Source organism: Rhodopseudomonas sp. P2A-2r (assembly GCF_026015985.1).
Classification (GTDB): Bacteria; Pseudomonadota; Alphaproteobacteria; order Rhizobiales; family Xanthobacteraceae; genus Tardiphaga.
On the sequence record NZ_CP110389.1, the window covers coordinates 5654278 to 5677471 of the forward strand.

Annotated in this window: 20 protein-coding genes and 4 pseudogenes; 5 read left to right on the forward strand and 19 right to left on the reverse strand. The window is 62.4% G+C overall.

All coding sequences use genetic code 11. From position 1 onward, the window contains the following. Positions 1–355: 355 nt before the first annotated feature. A complete protein-coding gene (locus ONR75_RS27315; RefSeq protein WP_265080008.1) occupies positions 356–1807 on the reverse strand; it encodes an HlyD family type I secretion periplasmic adaptor subunit in 1452 nt (483 codons plus the stop codon). Next, on the reverse strand, positions 1794–3920 hold the full coding sequence (locus ONR75_RS27320) for a type I secretion system permease/ATPase (RefSeq protein ID WP_265080009.1): 2127 nt from the start codon (positions 3918–3920) through the stop codon (positions 1794–1796). Before ONR75_RS27320 ends, ONR75_RS27315 begins: the two co-directional genes overlap by 14 nt. A 423-nt stretch (positions 3921–4343) precedes the next feature. Here ONR75_RS27320 and ONR75_RS27325 point away from each other — a divergent pair. Then, positions 4344–4616 (forward strand): annotated as a pseudogene (locus ONR75_RS27325) (SOS response-associated peptidase family protein); the annotation flags it as partial. A gap of 126 nt (positions 4617–4742) precedes the next feature. Here the strand turns inward: ONR75_RS27325 and ONR75_RS27330 are convergent. Beyond that, positions 4743–5249 (reverse strand): hypothetical protein, encoded by a 507-nt coding sequence (locus ONR75_RS27330; protein WP_265080010.1) that lies wholly within the window; start codon positions 5247–5249, stop codon positions 4743–4745. Between the two features lie 953 nt (positions 5250–6202). Here ONR75_RS27330 and ONR75_RS27335 point away from each other — a divergent pair. Then, entirely contained in the window at positions 6203–6964 is a 762-nt protein-coding gene (locus tag ONR75_RS27335) for an exodeoxyribonuclease III (protein ID WP_265080011.1), read from the forward strand. Positions 6965–7528: 564 nt separating this feature from the next. Here ONR75_RS27335 and ONR75_RS32965 read toward each other — a convergent pair. From ONR75_RS32965 to ONR75_RS27345, 3 genes are all read right to left on the reverse strand, one after another. Continuing rightward, the gene (locus ONR75_RS32965) at positions 7529–7873 is read right to left on the reverse strand and encodes a DUF3768 domain-containing protein (protein ID WP_413776396.1); all 345 of its coding nucleotides are present in this window, start codon (positions 7871–7873) and stop codon (positions 7529–7531) included. Beyond that, a complete protein-coding gene (locus ONR75_RS27340; RefSeq protein WP_265080012.1) occupies positions 7867–8448 on the reverse strand; it encodes a hypothetical protein in 582 nt (193 codons plus the stop codon). Before ONR75_RS27340 ends, ONR75_RS32965 begins: the two co-directional genes overlap by 7 nt. Before the next feature lie 865 nt (positions 8449–9313). Next, entirely contained in the window at positions 9314–9622 is a 309-nt protein-coding gene (locus ONR75_RS27345) for a hypothetical protein (protein WP_265080013.1), read from the reverse strand. Between the two features lie 41 nt (positions 9623–9663). On the opposite strand from ONR75_RS27345, the gene ONR75_RS27350 reads away from it, so the two are divergent. Continuing rightward, positions 9664–9897 (forward strand): hypothetical protein, encoded by a 234-nt coding sequence (locus ONR75_RS27350; protein ID WP_265080014.1) that lies wholly within the window; start codon positions 9664–9666, stop codon positions 9895–9897. 301 nt (positions 9898–10198) lie between these two features. Here the strand turns inward: ONR75_RS27350 and ONR75_RS27355 are convergent, their stop codons facing one another. Next, positions 10199–11005, reverse strand: a complete 807-nt coding sequence (locus ONR75_RS27355; RefSeq protein WP_265080015.1) for a response regulator — start codon at positions 11003–11005, stop codon at positions 10199–10201. Between the two features lie 216 nt (positions 11006–11221). Here ONR75_RS27355 and ONR75_RS27360 point away from each other — a divergent pair, with 216 nt between their 5' ends. Further along, a complete protein-coding gene (locus ONR75_RS27360) occupies positions 11222–11410 on the forward strand; it encodes a NepR family anti-sigma factor (protein ID WP_265080016.1) in 189 nt (62 codons plus the stop codon). Continuing rightward, the gene (locus tag ONR75_RS27365) at positions 11410–11958 is read left to right on the forward strand and encodes a sigma-70 family RNA polymerase sigma factor (RefSeq protein WP_265080017.1); all 549 of its coding nucleotides are present in this window, start codon (positions 11410–11412) and stop codon (positions 11956–11958) included. Before ONR75_RS27360 ends, ONR75_RS27365 begins: the two co-directional genes overlap by 1 nt. 130 nt (positions 11959–12088) lie before the next feature. Here ONR75_RS27365 and ONR75_RS27370 read toward each other — a convergent pair. From ONR75_RS27370 to urtC, 12 genes and pseudogenes are all read right to left on the reverse strand, one after another. Beyond that, a pseudogene (locus tag ONR75_RS27370) lies at positions 12089–13754 on the reverse strand (HWE histidine kinase domain-containing protein). A 217-nt stretch (positions 13755–13971) separates the two neighbouring features. Continuing rightward, positions 13972–14591: pseudogene (gene ureG / locus ONR75_RS27375) on the reverse strand (urease accessory protein UreG). A gap of 226 nt (positions 14592–14817) precedes the next feature. After that, positions 14818–15563: pseudogene (locus tag ONR75_RS27380) on the reverse strand (urease accessory protein UreF). Further along, the gene (locus tag ONR75_RS27385) at positions 15544–16173 is read right to left on the reverse strand and encodes an urease accessory protein UreE (RefSeq protein WP_265080018.1); all 630 of its coding nucleotides are present in this window, start codon (positions 16171–16173) and stop codon (positions 15544–15546) included. The pseudogene ONR75_RS27380 and the gene ONR75_RS27385 overlap by 20 nt, the downstream one beginning before the upstream one ends. Positions 16174–16212: 39 nt before the next feature. Beyond that, positions 16213–16512, reverse strand: a complete 300-nt coding sequence (locus ONR75_RS27390; RefSeq protein WP_265080019.1) for a putative quinol monooxygenase — start codon at positions 16510–16512, stop codon at positions 16213–16215. A 294-nt stretch (positions 16513–16806) separates the two neighbouring features. Next, the gene (gene ureC, locus ONR75_RS27395) at positions 16807–18519 is read right to left on the reverse strand and encodes an urease subunit alpha (protein ID WP_265080020.1); all 1713 of its coding nucleotides are present in this window, start codon (positions 18517–18519) and stop codon (positions 16807–16809) included. Position 18520: 1 nt separating this feature from the next. After that, the gene (locus ONR75_RS27400) at positions 18521–18826 is read right to left on the reverse strand and encodes an urease subunit beta (protein WP_265080021.1); all 306 of its coding nucleotides are present in this window, start codon (positions 18824–18826) and stop codon (positions 18521–18523) included. Between the two features lie 105 nt (positions 18827–18931). After that, on the reverse strand, positions 18932–19192 hold the full coding sequence (locus ONR75_RS27405; protein WP_265080022.1) for an urease subunit gamma: 261 nt from the start codon (positions 19190–19192) through the stop codon (positions 18932–18934). Positions 19193–19249: 57 nt separating this feature from the next. Further along, positions 19250–20083: an urease accessory protein UreD gene (locus tag ONR75_RS27410; RefSeq protein WP_265080023.1), complete on the reverse strand. Its 834-nt coding sequence runs from the start codon at positions 20081–20083 to the stop codon at positions 19250–19252. A gap of 34 nt (positions 20084–20117) precedes the next feature. Further along, positions 20118–20813 carry an urea ABC transporter ATP-binding subunit UrtE gene (urtE, locus tag ONR75_RS27415; protein ID WP_265080024.1) on the reverse strand — a complete coding sequence of 232 codons (696 nt, stop codon included), beginning with the start codon at positions 20811–20813 and terminating at the stop codon, positions 20118–20120. A gap of 223 nt (positions 20814–21036) precedes the next feature. After that, positions 21037–21885: an urea ABC transporter ATP-binding protein UrtD gene (gene urtD / locus ONR75_RS27420; protein WP_265080025.1), complete on the reverse strand. Its 849-nt coding sequence runs from the start codon at positions 21883–21885 to the stop codon at positions 21037–21039. A 5-nt stretch (positions 21886–21890) separates the two neighbouring features. Continuing rightward, positions 21891–23060 carry an urea ABC transporter permease subunit UrtC gene (gene urtC / locus ONR75_RS27425; protein ID WP_265080026.1) on the reverse strand — a complete coding sequence of 390 codons (1170 nt, stop codon included), beginning with the start codon at positions 23058–23060 and terminating at the stop codon, positions 21891–21893. Positions 23061–23194 lie beyond the last annotated feature (134 nt).

Sequence of the window (23194 nt, forward strand, 5' to 3'; positions counted from 1 at the left end):
AATAGACACTTCTTTGGAGAAACTTCGCCATTGCAATCGTGACAACACTGTCCCCACAACGCCTACGGGCAGCAAACCGCACGCGAAATCCGAAGATTCGCTGCAGATATTAGTCATCGCCAGCCGCCCATTTGGAAGTAGCTACCGAAGCGAACACCACACCCATTTACCAACCATATTAAGCAACATTTCGAAACTCAAGCGGAAATTGAGCAAAAAAAGATCTCATTCGAAGGTAGCGCGGCCGCTCTAAAAACATCACGTTTGTAGAATGGTGCTCTCGGTTTTGCTGTGACGGAGTCTTTGAAATAGGCTTCCCCGTAACTGGGCCAAAGACTAAATCCAGCTCTGTCACTCATCGCTCGCGCAGGCTTTCATGCCGATACCTGAGCAACGGCGACATCAGGTATTCGATCAATCGCCGCGTTCCCGTCTTGATCTCCACGGTGACCGCCATGCCGGGCGCAAGAGTGACCGTCCTATCATCGATCTTCATGACCGTGCGATCTAGCGCAACGCGCGTGGAATATAGCAGTTCCTGTCCTGCCGGCTCGCTGGTGTCGGCAAGCGCGCCGCCGCCCCGTGCGCGTGACGGATCCTGCGGCTTGTCCTTAACGATCGCGTCCTGCGAGACGCTGACCACCTTGCCCTGCAGCAGACCGTAACGCGTAAAATTGAACGTATCGATCTTGACCTCGACGATCTGCCCTTCGCTGACGAAGCCGACGTCGCGATTGGAGATCATCGCTTCGACTTCCAGCGTGCTGTCGCTTGGCACGATCAGCATCAACTGCTGGGCCGGGGTCACCACGCCGCCGACAGTGTGCAGCACGAGCTGCTGCACCGTCCCATCGATCGGCGATCGCAATACCTGCTCGCCGGCCTTGCGCTCCGCCTTGACCAGATCCTGACCCAGCTGGTCGACCTTGCGTTCGGCATCGGCCAGATCACTCAGCACCTGGCGTTCGTAACCCGCTTTGGTCTGTTCACGCTGCTGCTCAACAGCCCGACGGGCGGCCGCCACTTCCACCAACTTGCGCTGTTGCACGAGGCGCTCGTTGCGCTGGTCGACCAGGCGGGTCTGGGCATCGAGATAGGCGATATGGTTGCCGTACTGAATCTCCATCGCCTTGCGGCGGATGGTGGCGCCCTCCTCGACCAACGGCAACGACGCATCGATCTTGGCGATGGTCGCGGAAACGGAATCGGATTCGGCGTGCTTCTGCTCGATCTGGCGGTCCAGCGAGGCAAGCTTTGCCGACTGCTCGGCGGCCTGCGCCAGCATCGACAAACGGGCGCGGGAAACATCGGACGGCAATGCGCCGGGGGGCGGCACCAGGTCCGGGGCGACCTTGTCGTTGCCAAAACCGCCGCGAAGCGCCGACAGGCGCGCGACGTCGAGCCGGCTGGCGAGAAGATCCTGCGCGACGTGCCTGCGCTCCGCCAGCGTGACGGTCTGATCGAGTTCGATCAAGACCTGTCCGTTGCTCACGCGGTCACCGTCCTGCACCAAAATCGCTGATACAGTGCCCGCCTCCAGTGGCTGGATGGTCTTGGTTCGCCCGCTCGGGACAACCTTACCCGAGGCGGTAGCGATGATGTCCACATGGCCGACAACCGCCCAGACAATGGCGATCACGAAGAACAGGATGATCGTCATCCCGATCGCCCGGCCAATCGGCGAGGCTGGCGTTTCGAGGATTTCAAGCGCGGCGGGCAGGAACTGGCGCGCGGTCTCATCACGCTTCCAGCGCCGCGCGGCCTCTTGGGCGGCCGGCTCTTTTGCAGAGGCTTCAACTGACGACATGGAGCCCCGCCTGCAACTGGTGAAGTTTGGCGTAGCGGCCGGCGCGGGCCATCAGTTCGTCGTGTGTGCCATCCTCGACCAGCCGGCCGGCCTCGATAGTCAGAATGCGGTCGGCATGGCGCACCGCGGACAGCCGGTGGGCGATGATCAGCACCGTACGCCCGGTCGCGATCCGGCGCATGTTGCGCTGGATGATGTTCTCGCTCTCGTAATCGAGGGCGCTGGTAGCTTCGTCGAAGATGAGAATCCGCGGGTTGGTCACCAGCGCCCGGGCGATGGCGATGCGTTGGCGCTGGCCGCCGGAAAGACTGGCGCCGCGCTCGCCGACCATGGTGTCGTATCCGTCGGGAAGCCCGAGGATGAATTCGTGGGCCCCCGCGAGCTCCGCTGCCGCAATCACGCGATCCATAGCCATGCCGGGTTCGGCGAGCGCGATGTTGTCGCGGATGGAGCGGTTGAACAGCACGTTCTCCTGCAGCACCGATCCGGTCTGGCGGCGCAGCCATGCGACGTCGGCCATGGTCAGATCGATGCCATCGACCAAAATGCGCCCGCTTTCGGGGACATAGAGACGCTGCACGAGCTTGGTCAGGGTCGATTTGCCGGAGCCGGACGGCCCGACGATGCCAATTACTTGGCCGGCGCCGATCTTGAGCGATACGTCCTGAAGCGCCGTCGGGCCATCGAGACGATAGCGGAACGAGACGTGGTCGAAGGTGATTTCGCCACGGATCTGCGGCAACGCCGCGCGCGACGCGGTGAAGGCCGGTTCCGGCGTGGTATTCAAAATATCTCCCAAGCGGGCAATGGAAACTCGCGCCTGGTGGAAATCTTGCCAGAGCTGGGCCAACCGCAGCACCGGCTGAGCCACACGACCGGCCAGCATGTTGAACGCGATCAACTCGCCGACCGTTAGTTGCCCGTCGATCACCAGTCGCGCACCGAAATAAAGAGTCAGCGCGGTGACGATCTTGCTGACGAACTGAACCGCTTGGCTGGTCCAGTTGCCGAGGGACAGAACATCGAAGCTAGAGCCGACATAGCCGGCCAGCTGTTCCTCCCAGCGCCGCTGCATCTGCGGCTCGATCGCCATTGCCTTGAGGGTCTGGATGGCGCTGACGCTTTCCACCAGAAACGATTGATTCTCGGCACCGCGATCGAATTTCACTTCGAGCCGACGGCGAAAGATCGGCGTCACTCCAGCGGAAAGCGCGATGTAAAACGGGAAGGATCCGACCACAATCCAAGACAGCAGCGGCGAGTAGTAGAACATCACTGCCAGGAAAACGAAGGTGAAGCCGAGGTCGATCACCAGCGTCAAGGCGGAACTGGTGAGGAAATTGCGGATATTCTCAAGTTCTCTGACCCGCGCCACCGAATCCCCGGCGCGGCGCGCTTCGAAATAGCTAATTGGCAGCGAAACCAGATGCTTGAACAGGCGAGCGCCGAGTTCGACGTCGATCCTGTTCGTTGTATGAGCGAAGACATATGTCCGGAGTGCCCCGAGAACCGTTTCGAAGATCGAGACAGTGATCAGGCCGATGACCAGGACGTCGAGCGTGGTGAAGCCGCGGTGCGTCAGGACCTTGTCGGTGACCACCTGAAAGAACAAAGGTGTCACCAACGCGAACAATTGCAGGAAGAACGAAGCGATCAGCACCTCGCCCAGCAAGCGCCTGTACTTGTGCATCGCATGAAGAAACCAGGTGATATCGAAATGCCTGGCGAGATCTGCCAGCGACGCGCGGCGCGCCATAAGCACGACTTGCCCCGTCCAGTCGCGCTCGAATTCCTGGCGTTGCATGATCCGCGGCTTCGATTCAGCGGGCACCTGCACAAGCACATCGTCGGCTGAAGCTTTGCCGAGGATAACGAAAGATCCGTCGTTCATCGCGGCAATCGCCGGCAGGGCGAGTCCGGCTACGCCGTCCCATCGCAAGGTTACGGCCTTGGCCTTCAGTTTCAGGGACTTCGCACAGCGCAACATTTCAGGGACGCCAATGGCGTTACCTGGAAATTGATGGGCAATTTGCGCTGGGTCGATCGCTATTTCATGGAACCGCAGGAGAAGTGCGAGACACTGCAGACCTGCATCTTGCTGTACGGCTACCATCTAGCTTGCGATTCTACTTGAGGTCGTAAGGTAACATAACACGCACAACCGTGGCGCAAAGCGATATTTCTCTTCGATCAAAAAAATGATTCCATCAAATCGTCTCATAGCTGCAGAGCCGCAACGATGGCACCGGCTTACGCCGAGTTGCTCTGACGCATCGTGCAAAGCATGATGCTTCGGAGTACATTAGAAACGTTGCGGAAATTCGCTCGACCAGCAAAAATGCGCTCTCGCAATTGAGATCCATAAATGCTGTTCCGGACAAGTGTCACACTGTTGCCATGAGCCGTGTCCCTTGGCCACTTCCAGATGGCCGCCGAGCGGCTGCACAGTTGATTTGGTCTTTGCTTGGCATCATGCTCGCGATCGTCATTGACCCGAAGCGACGTGCGGTGGTGGCGACGCGATCCGGCCGCTGTCTGTTTCGCCGGCATTTGGACCAACTGGACGTGAGTCTGGAAGGCTCGCGAGGGCGAGACCACCAACGACCTCTTCGCCTTCCTGACCACCGAGCCGAACGCCGAGGTGGGCGCCATCCATCCGAAGGAGATGCCGGTGGTCATGACGACGCCCGAAGAGGTGGACGTCTGGATGCGCGCGCCCTGGGATGAGGCCAAGGCGCTGCAACGGCCGCTGCCCAACGACACGCTGCAGATCGTCGCGCGCGGCGGCAAGAAGGACGGCGCGGGCTGACTCTCATTTTTCTCGGGCCGCACGCCCTTGAATTTTGTGCCCACGGTCTTCTTTTTCGCCGCGCCTTTTTTAGAGCCGATTTTTTGCTAGCTGCCGCAGGCGAATCGAATGCTCGCATCGTTAGATCTATGACTTCGGATGTCCGATAGGCCCTGACGCTTTATTCCAGCTGCCGATCTCTGCTCGGGTCTTGATCAGACGAAGAACAACGGCGGTCGCAATGAACAAAGGACCAATATACTCAACCAGAGAGCTTGACTTAGTAACGTTTGGCATTTTTGAAATGGTCGCCACGACACCCAGCGAACCTAACAGAAGGTATAGATAATCGATCTCCTTAACCCACTTTTCTCCTCGGCGCGAGGTCAGAATTGCTGCCCCATGCTCTCTGAGCCAATCGCAAATTACGGTGTATGCTAAGGCCGAATAGGAGAGAACCGCTGTGAGCGCATGGCTTATCGGAATTGAATCCGACGTCATCACATAGACTACGATACCAATCACGAAAACTAATAGAAAGGCTGGCAATATGTAGTTGTTATAGCTAGGCCCACTGAAGTGGGCAACGACTATAAAGATATCGCAACTTAAAATAGCCAGGAGGACGAAATCGCTGGAGAATACGAAATCCATCACTAACTGCCACACTAGTGCCTCCAGTGTTTTTAACCATCGAATTCATCACACATCGTCGGACATTTCAGCTTAGTATTGAAGCGGGCCGCGCCCGATCTGCTCCTATGACGACATCTCCAGTCGGTTGCATTTTGGGGAGAAGGCTCAGACGTTCGCCGAGAGTTCACGGGATTCGTGGTGATCCCCGCTACCCTTAAACCATAGAGCGCTGCCTTCCTACACACCCATTGATGTTGCGCCTTTTATTGCCAGTTAGACCCAAGGTCTATCGTTCCGCCCCAGCCGATCTAAGACGTCCGTGGTCGATGGCGCTATGAGCAAGGCAATCACCGAGGGCGCCTCATCCGCAGTGGTCGCACGACGATGGTGAGCGCTCGTTTCCAGCAATCTTAGATCGATCTATTGCTTCGCGATACGAAAGTTACCGACAGGACTTCAGGGAGTTTTTTGGGCCGGAACAACACGGCAGCCTCGCCTGTTTTCGCCCGCGTTGGACCACACGGGCATCAGTCCGCGAAGGCGAGCTCTGCAACGACGCCTATGCGATTCGCGCCATAGAGCCAAACGGCATCGTCGGGACGACCCACCCCAAGGCGATGCCGGTGATCCTCAGGATGCCCGAGGACTGCAACATCTGGATGTGCGCTACGGGGAGGAAGCAGGACCGGTAGCGGGCCACTGTCCGACGATGTGCTGAAGATCGTGGCTCGGGTGGGCGCGAAAGATGGCGACGTTCGGATGCAACATTGCAGGACGGCCGGCGTTAGCCTCTCGAAGGAAAATCCCATGTCAAAGCGAGCGGTGCTTAGAGACGGACCGAAGCCTTCCGCGCGGAAGCCGGAGGCGAAGAAAGGGACAGACAGCCAGCCCGCTCCAGAGGAGCAGCTTGGCGGTGGCGACATCTGTTCGCTCGAAGAGCAGCCTCCAACCGACGACGACAAGCCACTCGATTGAAGATTGCCACCTTCAACATCAACGACGTGAACCGTCGGCTGGCCAATTTCTTTGACTGGCTGGCCGCAGCCCAACCGCACGTCGTCTGCCTCCAGGAGCTTAAATGCACCGACGCGGGATTTCCGATCGATGCGATCCGCAACGCGGGCTACGGCGCCGTCTGGAAAGGAGAGCGCTCGTGGAACGGCGTCGCCATCCTGGCGCGGGGCGCCGAGCCGGTTCTGATACGCGACGCACTGCCCGGCGACCGGGATGATCGGCAGAGCCGCTACATCGAGGCCGCCGTCAACGGCATCCTGATCAGCTCAATCTACACGCCCAATGGCAACCCCCAGCCGGGCCCCAAGTTCGACTACAAGCTCGACTGGTTCGACCGTTTCCTCGACCATGCCGCCGCGCTGCTGTTCGAAGACGTCCCCGCCGTTCTCGCCGGCGACTACAACGTCGTGCCGACAGATTTCGATATCTATGCCACGCGCTCGTTTGCCGACAACGCGCTGCTTCATCCTGCAGCGCGCGACGCCTTTGCCCGGCTCCTCGATATGGGCTGGACGGACAGTCTGCGGGAGATGCATCCCGACGAGCCGATCTTCACTTTCCGGAGCTACCTGCGCAACCGCTGGCCGCGGGACGCCGGGCTTCGGCTCGATCATCTGCTGCTCAGCCCCGCTATCGCGCCGCGGCTCACATCCGCCGGCGTCGACAGGTATATCCGCGGGCATGAAGGTGCCAGCGACCACGCGCCGGCGTGGATCTAGGTGAAACTCTGACGTAGCTCATCAAATTGATCGCGGCCGACGATCACGTGACGAGTATGGGGCGGGTTTGGACGCCCGAGCGGGTTGGGGAGCGCTGAACGGGCTGGGGAGCCCTGAGCGGGCTGGGGAGCCCTGAGCGGGCTGGGGAGCCCTGAGCGGGCTGGGGAGCCCTGAGCGGGCTGGGGAGCCCTGAGCGGGCAGCGAAGGCCCTGGGCGGCTTTGGAAGCCGTGGGGCTTGGGAAGGGCCTAGGGTTGGGTTTGGAGCACCCAAGGGCGGACGGGGACTCCCTGGTGGGCTATAAGCCCTAGCTGGCAGCAGCCCAGGGCCGGCGCTGAGCCCCGGGCGCGCATTGGGAAGCTCCAGCATGTGCCCGACGGTCGGCAGGTGGACAGCCGCGGGCTGTCCTTGCGCCATCGAAGCTTTGCCCTTGAGCTTCGTTTGCCGGGGGCTAGGATACCCGGCGCATAGCCTCGGATCTCACGCTTTCCTTCTGCCGCTAAGCTCGCGCCACGTAAGACTGAAGATAAGGGAAACCGCATTCCGCTTCATCTTCATAAGCGTCGTCATTTAAACTCGTAGGTGCTAGATCCGAATTGCATCCACTGGTCATAGCAATCGATCTTCCAGTAAAATCTGCCCCCGTCGCGCTCGATGATGCCGAAGTCATGCTCCCCATGTGGATCGCTGTCGGGGCCGAAATCACCGTGTGTTCGAACCGCGAGGAGGATACGGGCGACCTCCCCTGGACCCAACGCCGCTACGCCGTCAGTGACGATTAGCCGACAGCCGTCACGCGGACGGGGGATACTCTGGCGAAAATCGTCATTGAGCGCTCGGATCGTCGCTGTCCGGAGGTTGTCGCTACGGTCCGTGCTGGTCGAATGCGGAGGGGTACGAGTGCTCAGCATGCCTTCACCATCTTCGGATGAAGCAGCGCGACTTGGGTCAGCTTGCGATTGAACTTGGGAAGGTCGGGCCAGCTCTGCCAGCGCAATGTCAGCACATCGCCATCGACATGCTGGACCTCGGCGGCGAACCAACCTTCTTCTATATTTTCGGTCGCCAAAACGACTGAGGAGCGCATCAGTCCATTCCACCCGCCGGAGGTCTCCGACTTGGCGGCGGCGGCGGACGCCGGCTGTTTGCCTGCGTCGTTCGCCGGTTGGCTTGGCGGCGTCGCCGGGGCACCCTCGGTCCCTGCAACCGCCAGCAGTTGGTTGTAGAGCGCTGGTCGAACGAGCGGGACCACCGTCCGCCCCTTCGGCGAAACGGTCCCCTTCGGCAGCTTGCGGGCTATCTCCCGCTGCTCGTCGCTGACGATGCAGAGGGCGCGCATGCCCATCGCCTTGGCGGCCTCCTGAGCTGGTTTGACGGCATCCAGGCCGAACCGCGAGGCGCGGTGCTTCTTGGCCCGATCAGTCCCGAACACCACCAGGGCAATATCGGCTGGGATCTTCTGAGCTGTGTTTCGTTTGGCCGTCATCACTGCCTCTCTGAAATGCCGAAGGGCCCCAGAGGGGCCCTTGATGCGGAAAGTTCGGATGCTGCCGAATGGCTGGTTCGCCGCCCCCTGAGGGGCTGATTTGGTGGGGCCGTCAAAAACATAAAAATCCTCCAAAAATGCCCGAATTAGGCACCTGACGCCAATTTAGGGTACAATATTACCTCTGTCAATAGCGACATAAATCAACGGTTTAGGGCTTTTATTCCTGCTACTTTGGGACTAAATTCAGAACGACATCTGCAGAGTCCGGTACTGAAGAAACAGCCTTCCATCCACTCGATCTGGGCCGGACTGACACCGGTGCAATCTCGCCAGGCTGTGCAGCACATCGACAACAACTAAACGCGCAGAGGTGTCGGAATGATCGTTCTTCTTATTTGTTCCGGAGTGGTGGGCAGTTCTCATTGCTGTCGGTATTTTCGGCGGTAACGCCCCCAGCGCCGAGAACCGCACAGCGCGACGACAGGATGGCAGGTCTCTTGAAGCTGCCGTCTGACTGTCACAGCCTGGCATGGCGGGGCTCGAAGAGCTCGTTAAGCCGCGAACATCAACCTCGTCCAGCGAGAGGGAGCTGCCACTACCTTCTCAGAAGCCATTGATACGCTGCCTACTCTAACTCATATTCAATATCTCCTGACATCATCGCAAAATATTCGTAGACATGAGCTAGTTCCTGCAATGCAGGGGTAGATTGCACCCCTCCCGTTTCAACCCGAGTGCAGTCGGCACGCCATACGGTTTCAGAGGTCACCACGTCTAAAAGCAGAAACAGCCTGCTCGCATGGGAGTACAGCTGAAGCCTCTCTTTTCTGGCAGCGCAGCCCATGTTTCACCGGTTTACCGTTCAGCCTCGATACCAATGAGCCGTCACCGAAAACGAAGCAGTCATCGTTGATCCATCCAGCGTGCGCGGCCACCAAGCCTGGTCGAAAGCTCGCGTGTCCTTGATCCTCAGCGACAGGGGATACGCAAGCGCCAAGCCTGCGGCGATATCGTCGTCGCGGGTGGAGAAGACGCTCCGGTTGCCACCAAATTCGGCGCACGGTCGCTGCAGGTCCTCGACGGGCGTCATCTCGTCGAGTTCGCACAACTGCGGCAGGGCCGTTATTCCGGTTTCGCCGGAATACGCCGCGATGTCGACATCACTTGCCATCTGCGTGCCCCTCCGCTTTAGAGGCAGTCAGCAACGCTCTGATGGAAGAAACTTCGAAAACCGTCACACGCGGCGAAAGTTTGAAGGCTTTCAGCCGGCCTTCTTTTACCAATAGCCAGAACTGCGACCTGCTGATCGGCAGCGGGCCTGCAGGGCGAGCCACCTGGTCTGATCACCAGATAAAGCCCACCCCCATCGCCATGCCGACCTGGCTCCTTGTGAGACTGAGCAAATGCGGCGCTCAATTTGTTGAGAGGCCGTTTCCCTTGCTTTGACGTCGCCATTTTCGCGGCTCCACGTTATTGCCAGCCGCGACCCTACCTTACGTCCCAACTTACAGTCCAGATTACCTTAGCTTTCGTTGGACAACCATGGACGATAAAAATAAAGCAACGCGTTGTTGTGTCGGAGTTTTATGCATTTTAATCGACCGTCATGGACAACGCTGAACAACACTGGCGGCTGTGGTGATGCCAGCTGCGTCCCGCATTCTTATGTCTGACAGTCGAATGCTCCCCCAATAAAAAAACGCCTGCAATGCAGGCGTTTTTCATGGAATGCACGGGCGCGCTTGGATCAGGACGCCGCCGCTTTCGGCGCCTTGTTGCGCGAGTTGCGCTGGAAGAACAAAGCCTGGCTCGCGACCGCGGAGACCATGGCAGGCTGGAACGGCTTCGAGATGAGGAAGGCCGGCTCCGGCCGCTCACCGGTCAGGAAGCGCTCGGGATAGGCGGTGATGAAGACCACCGGTACCTCGAAGATCCGCAGCAGTTCATTCACCGCGTCGAGGCCGGAGCTGCCATCGGCGAGCTGGATATCGGCGAGGATCAGCCCGGGCTTCTTGTTCTTGGCAAGTGCGATCGCATCCGAATGGGTGCGTGCAACGCCAATCACGTTGTGGCCGAGGTTCTTGACCAGGCTTTCGAGATCCATGGCGATGAAGGTCTCGTCTTCGATGATCAGCACGTCAGTGGCGATCTCGGCAGCCATCTCGCGGCCGGCGGTGTCGGCCAGGGTGCGGATCTCGGCGACGTCGGTATCGAGCACGAAAGCCACTTCTTCTTCCGAGAACCCTTCGAGCGAGAGCAACAGGAAGGCCTGACGCGGCAGCGGCGTAATGTTGGACAACCGGCGTTCGGACGGCATCGGCAGCGCTGTGGCATCGGTATCGTCATTGAGCGCGACCGAATTCCAGATCTGCGTGAACAGGCGAAAAAGCGCGGCGCGCGGGCCGAATTTTTCGTCGAGCAGCGACTGGTCCTGCAGCAACGCTTCCAGCATCGCTCCCACATAGGCATCGCCTGAGGCCTGATTTCCGGTCAAGGCACGGGCATACCGCCGCAACAGGGGTAAATGTTCAGCTACGAGCTGTGATCGGGACATCCCCACTCCATCATGTCTGAGTCAAAGCATAACGCCTGGGCAAGGATCCCCAGCGCGATGCCAATGTTTACGCCCCAGCCGGACAAAAGTTCCACTCTCCCGGAACTTTCCAGCCAGCTTTGCATTAGCAGCTGTACAGACGCCGCAAAGGCCTCAGAAATCAAGAAAATTTCTCGAATTCCAGGGGCTCAACTCTTGGGGAATGTGGAACGGGTCATGAAAGATGTGAAGTCCAAGCAGGGTGGTCTCAATGCCGAGATCCAGTCCCGGATCGGGCACCAGCTTCGCGCTATGTACGACGATGTGGTGCGGCAAGGCGTCCCGGATCGCTTCGCGGAGTTGATCCGCAAGCTTGACGGTCCTGAAGCCGTCGATCCCGCGGCAAAAACCGAAGGGAGCGAATAATGCCCCTCACAGATTCTCTTCGCGACGACATCCTGGCGTCGGTCCCCAGCTTGCGCGCTTTCGCGATTTCGCTGAGCGGCAATGGCGACCGGGCAGACGATCTGGTGCAGGAAACGCTGTTGCGTGCGCTCGCCAACATCGATTCATTCCAGCCCGGCTCCAACTTGCCGGCCTGGCTGTTCACGATCCTGCGCAACCTGTTCCGCTCGGATTACCGCAAGCGGCGGCGGGAGGTCGAGGATGCCGATGGCAGCTATGCCAAGACTCTGAAGACCCAGCCGGCGCAGAACGCTCATCTGGAGTTCGAGGAGTTTCGTGCCGCACTGGAGAAGCTTCCGCAGGACCAGCGCGAAGCCCTGATCCTGGTGGGCGCGTCGGGTTTCTCCTATGAGGATGCGGCAACGATCTGCGGCTGCGCGGTCGGCACCATCAAGAGCCGCGTCAACCGCGCGCGCTCGAAGCTGAGCGCCCTGCTCTATGTGGACGGCGCCGACGATTTCGGCCCCGACAACACCACGCGGGCGGTCATCGGCGGCAGCGGCGGCTAGCACCGGCGCTCACCTGCAAAATGCCAGAGCGGCCACCTCGCGGTGGCCGCTCTTTATGCGAATTTGCTTGCGACGGCGTTGCGGCAAACCGGGGGCGGAATTGTGATGCGTCCGGCTTGCCGGAAACCGCTCAGGAGCGGCGCCTGATCGGCGCCGCCAGCGCCTCGGTGCGATCGCGCTCGGTCATGTCGACCACGGTCTCCATCGGCGCGGTCAGCTCGTAGACATAGCTGACGTCGGTGAAGTAGCGCTTCGATGTGCCGCCGAGCGCTTCCGGGGCGACCCGGTCGAGCAGCACCACGCCGAAGTCGCTGTCGGCACGCCGGGTCGCCGCGCTGGTGTTGAATTCCTCCCAGCGGAAATGGAAGAGGGCGTCCGGGCCGGCGCCTTCCACATCCCAATGGGCGACGATGTGCGGATGCTTGCCGACCAGCGACAGGCCCTCGTCGGAATGCGATGCCAGCTCGAAGAACAGCAGCGACAGGCTCTGGGCCGCGCGGGCACTGACGACAATGTCAGGACCGTCGATGGCGATGCGGTCGGCATGGGGAATCGCACGCGCTTCGAACAGCCCCTTCAGGTTGACGCCCTGCCACTGGCTCTCGGACAATAGCGAGACCACGTTGGACATGGCGTGGATGCGCCCGATCAGCAGATCGCGGGCGACGTCGACGTCGACGTCGCTGCCGTGGCGCAGCGTGCGGGTGACGATGGACTGGATGACGGCAAGGATGTTCTTGACCCGGTGGTTGAGCTCGTCGATCACGGCGGTCAGCCGCCGCTCGAAGCCGATCCGCATCTGCACTTCGCGGCTGAGCCGCAGGTTGTTGTAGCCGACGTAACCAAACAGGCCGCAGATGATGGCGGTCAGCGCGACGCCGATGCCGCCGACGATGAACGCGGTCCTGCTGCGCGCGCACCACCGAATTCGTCTTGGGATAATAGCCCAGCGACCAGTCGCGATTGCCGAAGCTGACGGTGCGCAGAATCGCCAGCGCCGGCCCGTTGGGGACCAACGATCGCTCTGTGACCGTCCCGTTATCGTCAGCGACCAGTTCGCCGTCAACCTTGCGCGGATCCTTCAGCGCCACCGAGAACAGCGACATTTCGTCGTTCGCCAGCATCAGCGGGCCGAGTTCATAGGAGAAGGAGACAAACCCCGCCGGCTTGGCATTGCCCTCCTGCAGCACCGGTGCGGCCAGCACGATGCCGACCGGGCCGTTCGGCCGCAGCAGCGGCGTCGGATCGGACGCCACCGGCTTGCCCTCGGCCAGGGCGCGCGCCAGCGTCGGCCCCAGCGCGGGACTGAAATTCAAGGCGCGGCCGGCAAAGCCCTCGGTCTCGGAGTTGCGCGGCTCGAGGTCCATCAGCACGTCGAGCGACGTATCGCGCGACTGGGCATCCAGCGGCTTGTCGTCGAAATTGCGGATGGTGGGATTGCGGAAGCCGGCGCTCGACAGCTCGGCGGATGCCGATGCCAGTTCGCCAGGCTGCAAGCGGGCGATCCAGCTCGCCACCACGAAATCGACCTTGAAGGCATAGATCGACGAGCGCAGCGGCTGCAGCATGTTGGCCTTGATGACCGACGGCGCACGGAACAGGCCGGCCCCGACCCGCGCCAGCAATTCGCGCTCGGTGAGGCGGTCCTGCACCAGGCTGGCATGGATATCCACGGCCCGCGCCAGTGCGATGCCGTCGATGGCCAGTTCCTGATCGTGCACCCGAAAGGCCGCGAGACCCGACAGCAGCACCCCGATCAGGGCTACGAGACTGATAATGAATCCGAGCCGGATCAAGGACTTACCCGGTCATGAGAAGGAGATGAACTGCTCCGGCGGAGCGCCGGCACGGCCTATAGACTGGTTTGAAATGCACGCCACACTGCCCGGAAAATGAAGACGCCGACAACACCCACACGGCCGGTGGCTGGAAACCCTTATTGTCCGCCTTTGGACGACCTATCCTGATCCAATCACGCCAGAGCCGATTTGTTCCGGACAAAATCAAATTGTTTCAGGACGCCTGCAGGCCGCCCTTGGTCTCGATGAACCGAATGATGGTCTCGAGACCGTCGTTGGTCTTCATGTTGGTCATCACGAACGGCCGGCTGCCGCGCATGCGCCGGGCGTCGGTGTCCATCTTTTCCAGCGAAGCGCCGACATAGGGCGCGAGGTCGATCTTGTTGATCACCAGCAGGTCGGAGCGGGTGATGCCCGGCCCGCCCTTGAGGGAATCTTGTCGCCGGCGGCGACGTCGATGACGTAGATGGTCAGATCGGCCAGTTCCGGCGAGAAGGTGGCGGCGAGATTGTCGCCGCCGGATTCGATCAGCACCATGTCGAGGTCGGGAAATTTTGCGCGCATATCGGCGACCGCGGCGAGGTTCATGGAAGCGTCCTCGCGGATCGCAGTGTGCGGGCAGCCGCCGGTCTCAACGCCGGCGATGCGATCGGCGGTCAGCGAGCCCGAGCGCACCAGAAATTCGGCATCCCACTTGGTGTAGATGTCGTTGGTGATGGCCGCGATGTCGTAGCGCTCGCGCATGGTCTTGCACAAGAGGTCCATCAGCGCGGTCTTGCCGGAGCCGACGGGACCGCCAATGCCGACGCGCAGCGGACCGTGAAGGGAGGACATGTCAGATGCTCTCTGGGTTGAAGTGTTGGGCCGAAGTGTAGCCATGCAATACGCAGCCACACAAAGAAATGTCATCCCCGCGCATGCGGGGATCCAGTAGACGCAGGTGTTCGTGATTGATCGCTGGCGCCGGCGTGTACTGGATCGCCCGGTCCTGGCGCGCAATTGCGCGCAGGCCGGGCGATGACAGCGGTGGGTGTCGTGCGAGCGCGTGCATCATGGACATTCACGACCGGAACAGCCGCGTATATTGCGTCTCATGGCGCAGGCTGGCGAGGTCGGCGCGGAACGTGGCGCCCCCGAGATCATCGAGGCTGGCGGCCATCGCACGCTTGCCGGTGGCGACCACGACGGGCTCCAGCGCCGCCAGCACGCGCTGGCTGTCGGTCTGGCCGAGCGGCACCAGTCGTGCGCCGGCGGAGATCCAGTTCGAGGTCACTGCGTGGAAAAGCCGTGCATGGTGGCGGACAGCGGAATGCCGTGCGCGGCGCTGACCAAGCCGACCGCGACCGGATAGACGATTGCCGAGTCGCAAGCGGCGATCAGGCGGTCGAGGCCGTCGTGATTCCAGGCGCTGCGCGCGATCTCGATGAAGGCGCGGCCCTGCGACGTGGTCTCGAGCTGGCGCTCCTTTGACGGCACGAAGGCGCTTGCCAGTTCGGCAATCTCGCGCAGCAGCGTTTCGTCGCCGGCGACCGCCGCACGATGCACCTGGGCGAGGAACACGCCGTCGCAAAAGCCGGAGCCATCGGTGAGCATGGCCGACAGCCAGTCCTGCAGGCTGGCGGCATCGACAATGTCGCCGGCTTCCACCGCCCATTCGATGCCGCTGGAATAGGAGAAGGCGCCGACCGGAAATGCCGGCGACAGCCACGTCATCAGCCGGTACAGCGCCGCGCCCTCGTCCGCGGACAGCGCGACGGTGTCGACCGGCGGGATGAGATCCGCCGGCCTACTTGTGGTCATGAGCATGGGAATGGTCGTGGTGCCCGTGGTCGTGACCGCAGGTCTCGTCGTGCACGTGTCCGGCATCGCCATGGGCGGCATGGTCATGGCTGTCGTGACCGTGCTTGCCATGCGCGTGACCATGATGGCCGTGGTCGTGGCGATCATGCGCGTGGCCATGGCCGGCATGGTCGTGCGTCTCGGCGACGGCCGCATAGGCGCCGCCTTCGGGATCGAACGGCGCCTCGATGGCAATGACGCGGGCGCCGAGCCCCTTGACCATCTCCTCGATGACATGGTCGCGGCGGATACGCAGCCCGCGGCCGGTGATCTGGGTCGGCAAATGGCGATTGCCGAGATGCCAGGCGAGGCGCACCAGATGGGCGGGGTCAGAGCCGCGGATCTCGATCAGCGGCTCGGGCGCGGCGACCACCTCGATAAGCCGGCCGTCTTCCAGCACCAGCGCATCGCCGCCGCGCAAGGCGACGGCGTTTTCCAGGTCGAGCAGGAATTCCAGCCCGCGGGTCCCGGTCATCGCCATGCGGCGACGATGCCGGTCGTCGAAATCCAGCACGACGGTGTCCGCCGCGGCTTGCTTGAAGAGGTGCTGCCCCTTGACGTCGGTGGCGCGGATCATGGCTTTACTCTCATATTTAATATCCGCGCCAGCGCGTGACTATCGCACGACGACGTCGGCGGGGGTGATGATCTCGATCTTCGGCGGCGCGCTGAAGCATTGCACCGCGATACGGCCGAACGCCTTCATGTGCTCGGTCTGGCGATGCGGCACGAGCGCTTCGGCGTTTTCCCACTGCTCGACGAAAACCATCTTGGTTGGATCCGTCACGCTCTCATGCATGTCATAGGCGATATTGCCGGGCTCCTTGCGGGTTCCGGCGATGCAGGCTTTCGCGCCTTCGATCAGTTCAGCACGCATTTCAGGTTTCACGGACAGGGTGGCGACGACGTAGATCAAGGCGGTTCTCCCGGTGTTTTGTTGTGGCGCTGAGACGGCCGGGGCGGACCTTAGGGGGTTATGGCGCGGGAATGAAGGGGCTGCAGCGATCGCTCCCTTTCCCTCTCCCCCAGCGCAGCGAAGCTGCGCGCCGCGGGAGAGGGTGCCTGAGCGCATCGAAGGCGGGAGAGGGAAAGCCGCGCGCTCCGGAATAGCCCCTCTCCCGTCTCGAACCCCGCTTCGCGGGGCTTCGATCCACCCTCTCCCATCAACGCCGCTTCGCGGCGCCGGGGAGAGGGAAAGAAAGACGCGCCCTCAATACATGAAATACCTTTGCGCCATCGGCAGCACCTCGGCCGGGGCGCAAGTCAGCAACTCGCCATCGGCGCGGACTTCGTAGGTCTCCGGATCGACCTGGATATCCGGCGTCGCGTCGTTGTGGATCATGCTCTTCTTGGAGATGCCGGAGCGGGTGTTTTCCACCGCGTACAGCGCCTTCTGGGTGCCGAGCCGGGCCTGCAGCCCGTTGGAGATCGCCGCTCCTGACGTGAACACGAAGGACGACTGCGTTAGCGCGCGGCCGAAGGCGCCGAACATCGGCTGGTAGTGCACCGGCTGCGGCGTCGGAATCGAAGCGTTGGGATCGCCCATCGGCGCCGCCACGATCATGCCGGCCTTCACCACCAGGTCCGGCTTGACGCCGAAGAACGCCGGCGACCACAGCACGAGGTCGGCGAGCTTCCCGACCGCCACCGAGCCGATCAGCTTCGAGACGCCGTGGGCGATGGCCGGATTGATGGTGTATTTGGCGATGTAGCGCTTGACGCGAAAATTGTCGTTGTTGCCCTTGTCCTGCGGCAAGGACCCACGCTGTTTCTTCATCTTGTCGGCGGTCTGCCACGTCCGGATGATGACCTCGCCGAGCCGGCCCATCGCCTGGCTGTCTGACGACATCATCGAGAGCGCGCCGAGATCGTGCAGGATGTCTTCAGCCGCAATCGTTTCCTTGCGGATGCGGCTTTCGGCGAAGGCCAGATCTTCGGCGATGGACGGATCGAGGTGGTGGCAGACCATCAGCATGTCCAGATGCTCGTCGATGGTATTGCGGGTGAACGGCCGGGTCGGATTGGTCGACGACGGCAGCACGTTGGGCAGGCCCGCGACCTTGATGATATCAGGCGCATGGCCGCCGCCGGCGCCTTCGGTGTGGAAGGCGTGGATGGTGCGGCCCTTGAAGGCCGCGATGGTGTCTTCGACGAAGCCGGACTCGTTCAGCGTGTCGGAGTGGATCATCACCTGGACGTCGTGATCGTCGGCCACCGTCAGGCAGTTGTCGATGGCGGCGGGCGTGGTGCCCCAGTCCTCGTGCAGCTTCAGCGCACAGGCGCCCGCATTGATCATCTCGATCAAGGCCGCTGGCTTCGAGGCGTTGCCCTTGCCGGAAATGCCGAGATTGACCGGAAAGGCATCGAAGGACTGGATCATCCGCCCGATGTGCCACGGGCCCGGCGTGCAGGTCGTTGCAAACGTGCCGTGCGACGGGCCGGTGCCGCCGCCGAGCATCGAGGTGACACCGGACATCAGCGCGTGCTCGATCTGCTGCGGGCAGATGAAATGGATGTGGCTGTCGAAGCCGCCGGCAGTGAGGATTTTTCCTTCGCCCGCGATCACGTCGGTGCCCGGCCCGACATTGATGGTGACACCGGGCTGGATGTCGGGATTCCCCGCCTTGCCGATGGCGCAGATGTACCCCTCCTTGATGGCGACGTCGGCCTTGACGATGCCCCAGTGGTCGACGATCAGCACGTTGGTGATCACGGTGTCCACCGCGCCTTCGGCATTGGTGGCCTGCGACTGTCCCATGCCGTCGCGGATCACCTTGCCGCCGCCGAACTTCACCTCCTCGCCATAGATGGTGAAATCCTTCTCCACCTCGATGATGAGATCGGTATCTGCCAGCCTGACGCGGTCGCCGGTGGTGGGGCCGAACATGTCGGCATAGACGGAACGCTTGATCTTGACGGACATCTTACAGCTTCCCCATCACGTCGCCGCGGAAGCCGTAGACCTCGCGCTTGCCGGCCAGTTCGACCAGTTGAACGTCGCGGCTCTGGCCGGGTTCGAAGCGGACGGCGGTGCCGGCGGCGATGTCGAGGCGCATGCCCCGCGCCTTGGCGCGATCGAATTTGAGGCCGGGGTTGGTCTCGAAGAAATGGTAGTGCGAGCCGACCTGGATCGGCCGGTCGCCGGAATTGGCCACAGTCAGCGTCACGGTGGCGCGGCCGGCATTGAGCTCGATGTCGCCGTCCTGGATGAAGAATTCGCCGGGGATCATGTAGTCACCTCGTGTTTCGCGACGTCATGGCCGGGCTTGTCCCGGCCATCCACGATGTTCCGCGCTGCCGTGGATGCCCGGCACAAGGCCGGGCATGACGGAGTTTTATCTGATGGGTTCATGCACGGTGACCAGCTTGGTGCCGTCCGGAAACGTGGCCTCGACCTGGATATCGTGGATCATCTCGGCGATCCCGTCCATGCACTGGGCGCGGGTGATGACCTCGGCGCCGGACTTCATCAGCTCGGCCACGGTGCGGCCGTCGCGGGCGCCCTCGACGATGAAATCGGAGATGATGGCGATGGCCTCGGGATGGTTGAGCTTGACGCCGCGCTCCAGCCGTCGGCGCGCCACCATGGCGGCCATCGAGATCAGCAGCTTGTCTTTTTCGCGGGGGACAGATTCATCGCATACTCTTGATTGCTAGTTCAGCCACAGCCTGGGCAGCGCAGCGCCGGAGCGCGCCAGCACGTTCATCATGTCAGTGCGCAGCTTCGCCGCATCTTGCGCACAGAAGCGGGCCATTGCAAATCCGTTCCAGCTGGAGATGCCGACCTCGCCGCCGAAGTTTTCCGCGGCCTCGCGGATCCGCTCCACCAGCGCCTCGTCACCGGGCACGATCAGCGCCGTGCCGATGGCCAGGCCGCCACCCGCGATGGCCGGGCGCGCCAGCTTTGCGCCGAGATCGCCGTCGAGCCGCACGGTCTCGGCAAACACCAGTCTGCCGCCACGGCGCAGCCGCCAGCGATCGACAAAGCCGCCGGACAGCATTGTCTCGCCCATAGCGGCGCGGCCGAAGATGACAATCTCGCAGACCACCAGCGAGGCCGTGGCGTCGAGGTCGATATCGATGCGGCGTTCGGTGCGCGACCGGTCGAACAGGATGGTCTCCTGCGGCAGCCAGGAAAGATGCGCATCCGCACCCGCCCTCAGCTTGATGTTGATCTCGGCGGCGGGCCCGTGGGAGCGATAGACCTTTTCGGCGGCGGCGGTGGTCACGGTCAGGCTGGTGCCTTCGCCGGCGGCAATATCGATGTCGAAACGATCGCCGCCGGCGGCGCCGCCGGCCGTGTTGACGAACATCGCCGACAGGCCGTGGTCCTCCGGCGACGGGAAGCGCACCCGCAGCGAGCCGGATTCATGCAACTCGCGGCGACGCGTCCTGCCGTCCACCAGTTGCACGTCGAACGCCACCCTGCCTCGCGCGCGGTTGGCGGCGAAGATCGCGGATGATGCGTTCGGGGAATCGGGGGCCATGTTGTCTCCGGCCGCCATCATGCCAGCCGCCAACTCAAAGCGCCATCTGGCGGCTGATCTCGGCGGGATCCAGCGTCGCGCGATCGCAGGCGAACTTCACCACGCCGCGGTCCATCACCGCAAAATTGTCGCCGAGCTCGCAGGCGAAATCGAGATATTGCTCGACCAGCACGATCGACATGGTGCCGAGGCTGCGCAGATAGGAAATGGCGCGGCCGATGTCCTTGATGATCGAAGGCTGGATGCCTTCGGTGGGCTCATCCAGCAGCAAAAGCTTCGGCCGCATCACCAGCGCGCGGCCGATGGCGAGCTGCTGCTGCTGGCCGCCCGACAGATCGCCGCCGCGGCGCCCGAGCATGGATTGCAGCACCGGGAACAGCGAGAACACGTCGTCGGGAATGTTGCGGTCGGCGCGCTTCAGCGGCGCGTAGCCGGTCCGGAGGTTCTCTTCCACCGTGAGGAGCGGAAATATCTCGCGGCCCTGCGGCACGAAGGAGATGCCGCGCCGTGCGCGTTCATAGGGCTTCAGGGCCGAGATGTCTTGGCCGTCGAAGGTGATCGAGCCCGCCGAAATCGCCTGCTGGCCGACCAGCGCGCGCAACAGGCTGGTCTTGCCAACGCCGTTGCGGCCCAGCACGCAGGTCACCTTGCCGGGCTCCGCCGCCACCGTAACGCCGCGCAGCGCCTGCGCCGCGCCGTAATACAGGCTGATGTTGTCGACTTTCAGCATGGCAACATCTTTCGTTGGTCTGTCCGGGATGCGCCGCGGCACGCGCGCAGAGCCGCAACATGGTTTGCTGTCGTCCCCCGCGAAAGCGGGGATCCAGTAAACGGCGGCGTCGCGGCTCCATCACGGCCACCTGCGTGTACTGGGTCGCCCGGTCCTGGCGCGCGTTGCGCGCAGTCCGGGCGATGACAGTGGTGGTTGTGAGATCGCGAATCCATCCCATTCGCTATCGCCCCAAATACACTTCAACCACGCGATCATTCGTGGATACCTGATCGATGGTGCCCTCGGCCAGCACGGTGCCTTCGTGCAGGCAGGTCACCTTGACGCCGAGTTCGCGCACGAAGGTCATGTCGTGCTCGACCACCACCACGGTCTTGTGGTCGCGGTTGATCTCCTTCAGCAGTTCGGCGGTCTGGTGGGTCTCGACGTCGGTCATGCCCGCGACCGGCTCGTCGACCAGCAGCAGCTTGGGGTCCTGCGCCAGCAGCATGCCGATCTCCAGCCACTGCTTCTGGCCGTGCGACAGGTTGCCGGCGAGGCGGTGGCGGGAATCGGTGAGGCGGATAGTCTCCAGCACCTTGCCGATGCGCTCGGTCTGCTCCCTGGTGTTGCGCCAGAACAGGGTGCCGCGGACGCGGTGGTCGACGTTCAGCGCCAGCAGCAGGTTGTCCCAGATGGTCTGGCTTTCGAACACCGTCGGCTTCTGGAATTTGCGGCCGATGCCGAGGGTGGCGATCTGGGTTTCGTCTAGCAGCGTGAGGTCATGGGTGCCGTCGAAATAGACGTCGCCCTCGTCGGGCTTGGTCTTGCCGGTGATGATATCCATCATCGTGGTCTTGCCGGCGCCGTTCGGGCCGATGATGGCGCGCATCTCGCCCGGCGCCAGCACCAGCGACAGGTTGTTGATGGCGTGAAAGCCGTCGAACGAGACGTGGACGCCGTCGAGATACAACTGCGCCGAGGTGATGCGCTTCTGCCGCGCCTCGGCCTCGCGGGCGGCGGCCTGGGCGTCGATGGCGGCGGGCGCGTGGGCGGCCGGCTTGTCGAGGACGGGCTGTTCGATGGAGGTCATGCGCCCTACTCCGCCAGATGGGGTTTGGTGACGCCGTCTTCCGCCGCCGCGCTGTCTTCAAGGGCGGTGTCGCGCCGCGCCTTCCACGGCTCCCACCAGGCGTTGAAGGTGCCGATGATGCCCTTGGGCAGCAGCAGCGTCACCAGGATGAACAGCGCGCCGAGCATGAACAGCCAGTACGGCGCCAGCGGACCGGAGGTGAACACCGTCTTGGCGTAGTTGACCACGACGGCACCGAGCGCCGCGCCGATCAGCGTGCCGCGGCCGCCGACTGCCACCCAGATCACCGCCTCGATGGAGTTGGCCGGCGCGAATTCGCCGGGATTGATGATGCCGACCTGCGGCACGTAGAGCGCGCCGGCGACGCCGGCCATGCAGGCCGACAAAGTGAACACGAACAGCTTGTAGGATTCGACGCGGTAGCCGAGGAAGCGCGTCCGCGATTCGGAATCGCGGATGGCGATCAGCACCTTGCCGAGCTTCGAGGTGACCACCGCGCGGCACATCAGGAAGCCGAGCATCAGCGCGAGACAGCTCAGCGCGAACAATGCCGCGCGGGTGCCGCCAGCCTGGACGTTGAAGCCCAGAATATCCTTGAAGTCGGTGAGACCGTTGTTGCCGCCGAAGCCGAAATCGTTGCGGAAGAAGGCGAGCAGCAGCGCGTAGGTCATGGCCTGGGTGATGATCGACAGATAGACGCCGGTGACCCGGGAGCGGAACGCGAGCCAGCCGAAGCCGAAGGCCAGCAGGCCGGGGACGACCAGCACCATCAGCGCCGCAAACCAGAACATGTCAAAACCGTACCAGTACCACGGCAGCTTGCTGTAGTTCAGGAACACCATGAAGTCCGGCAACACCGGATTGCCATAGACGCCGCGCGGGCCGATCTGGCGCATCAGGTACATGCCCATGGCGTAGCCGCCGAGCGCGAAGAACGCGCCGTGACCCAGCGAGAGAATGCCGCAATAGCCCCAGATCAGGTCGATCGACAGCGCCAGGATGGCGTAGCAGACATATTTGCCGAACAGCGCCATCAGATAGGTCGGCACCTGGAATATGGAATCCGCAGGCAGCAGCAGGTTCGACAGCGGGATCAGGATGCCCACCGCAGCGACGACCAGCAGGAATACACTGGCGCTGCGGTCGAGCGAGCGGGTGAGGATGTGCGGGGTCATGACATGGCTCCGCCGCTGATGGTCCCCTCCCCCGCGCGAAGCGAAGCTTCGCTGGGTGGGGAGGGTGGCGCGTAGCGCCGGGAGAGGGAGGCCGCAAGCGCTGTCGCCTGTGCCCCCCTCTCCCTGACCCTCTC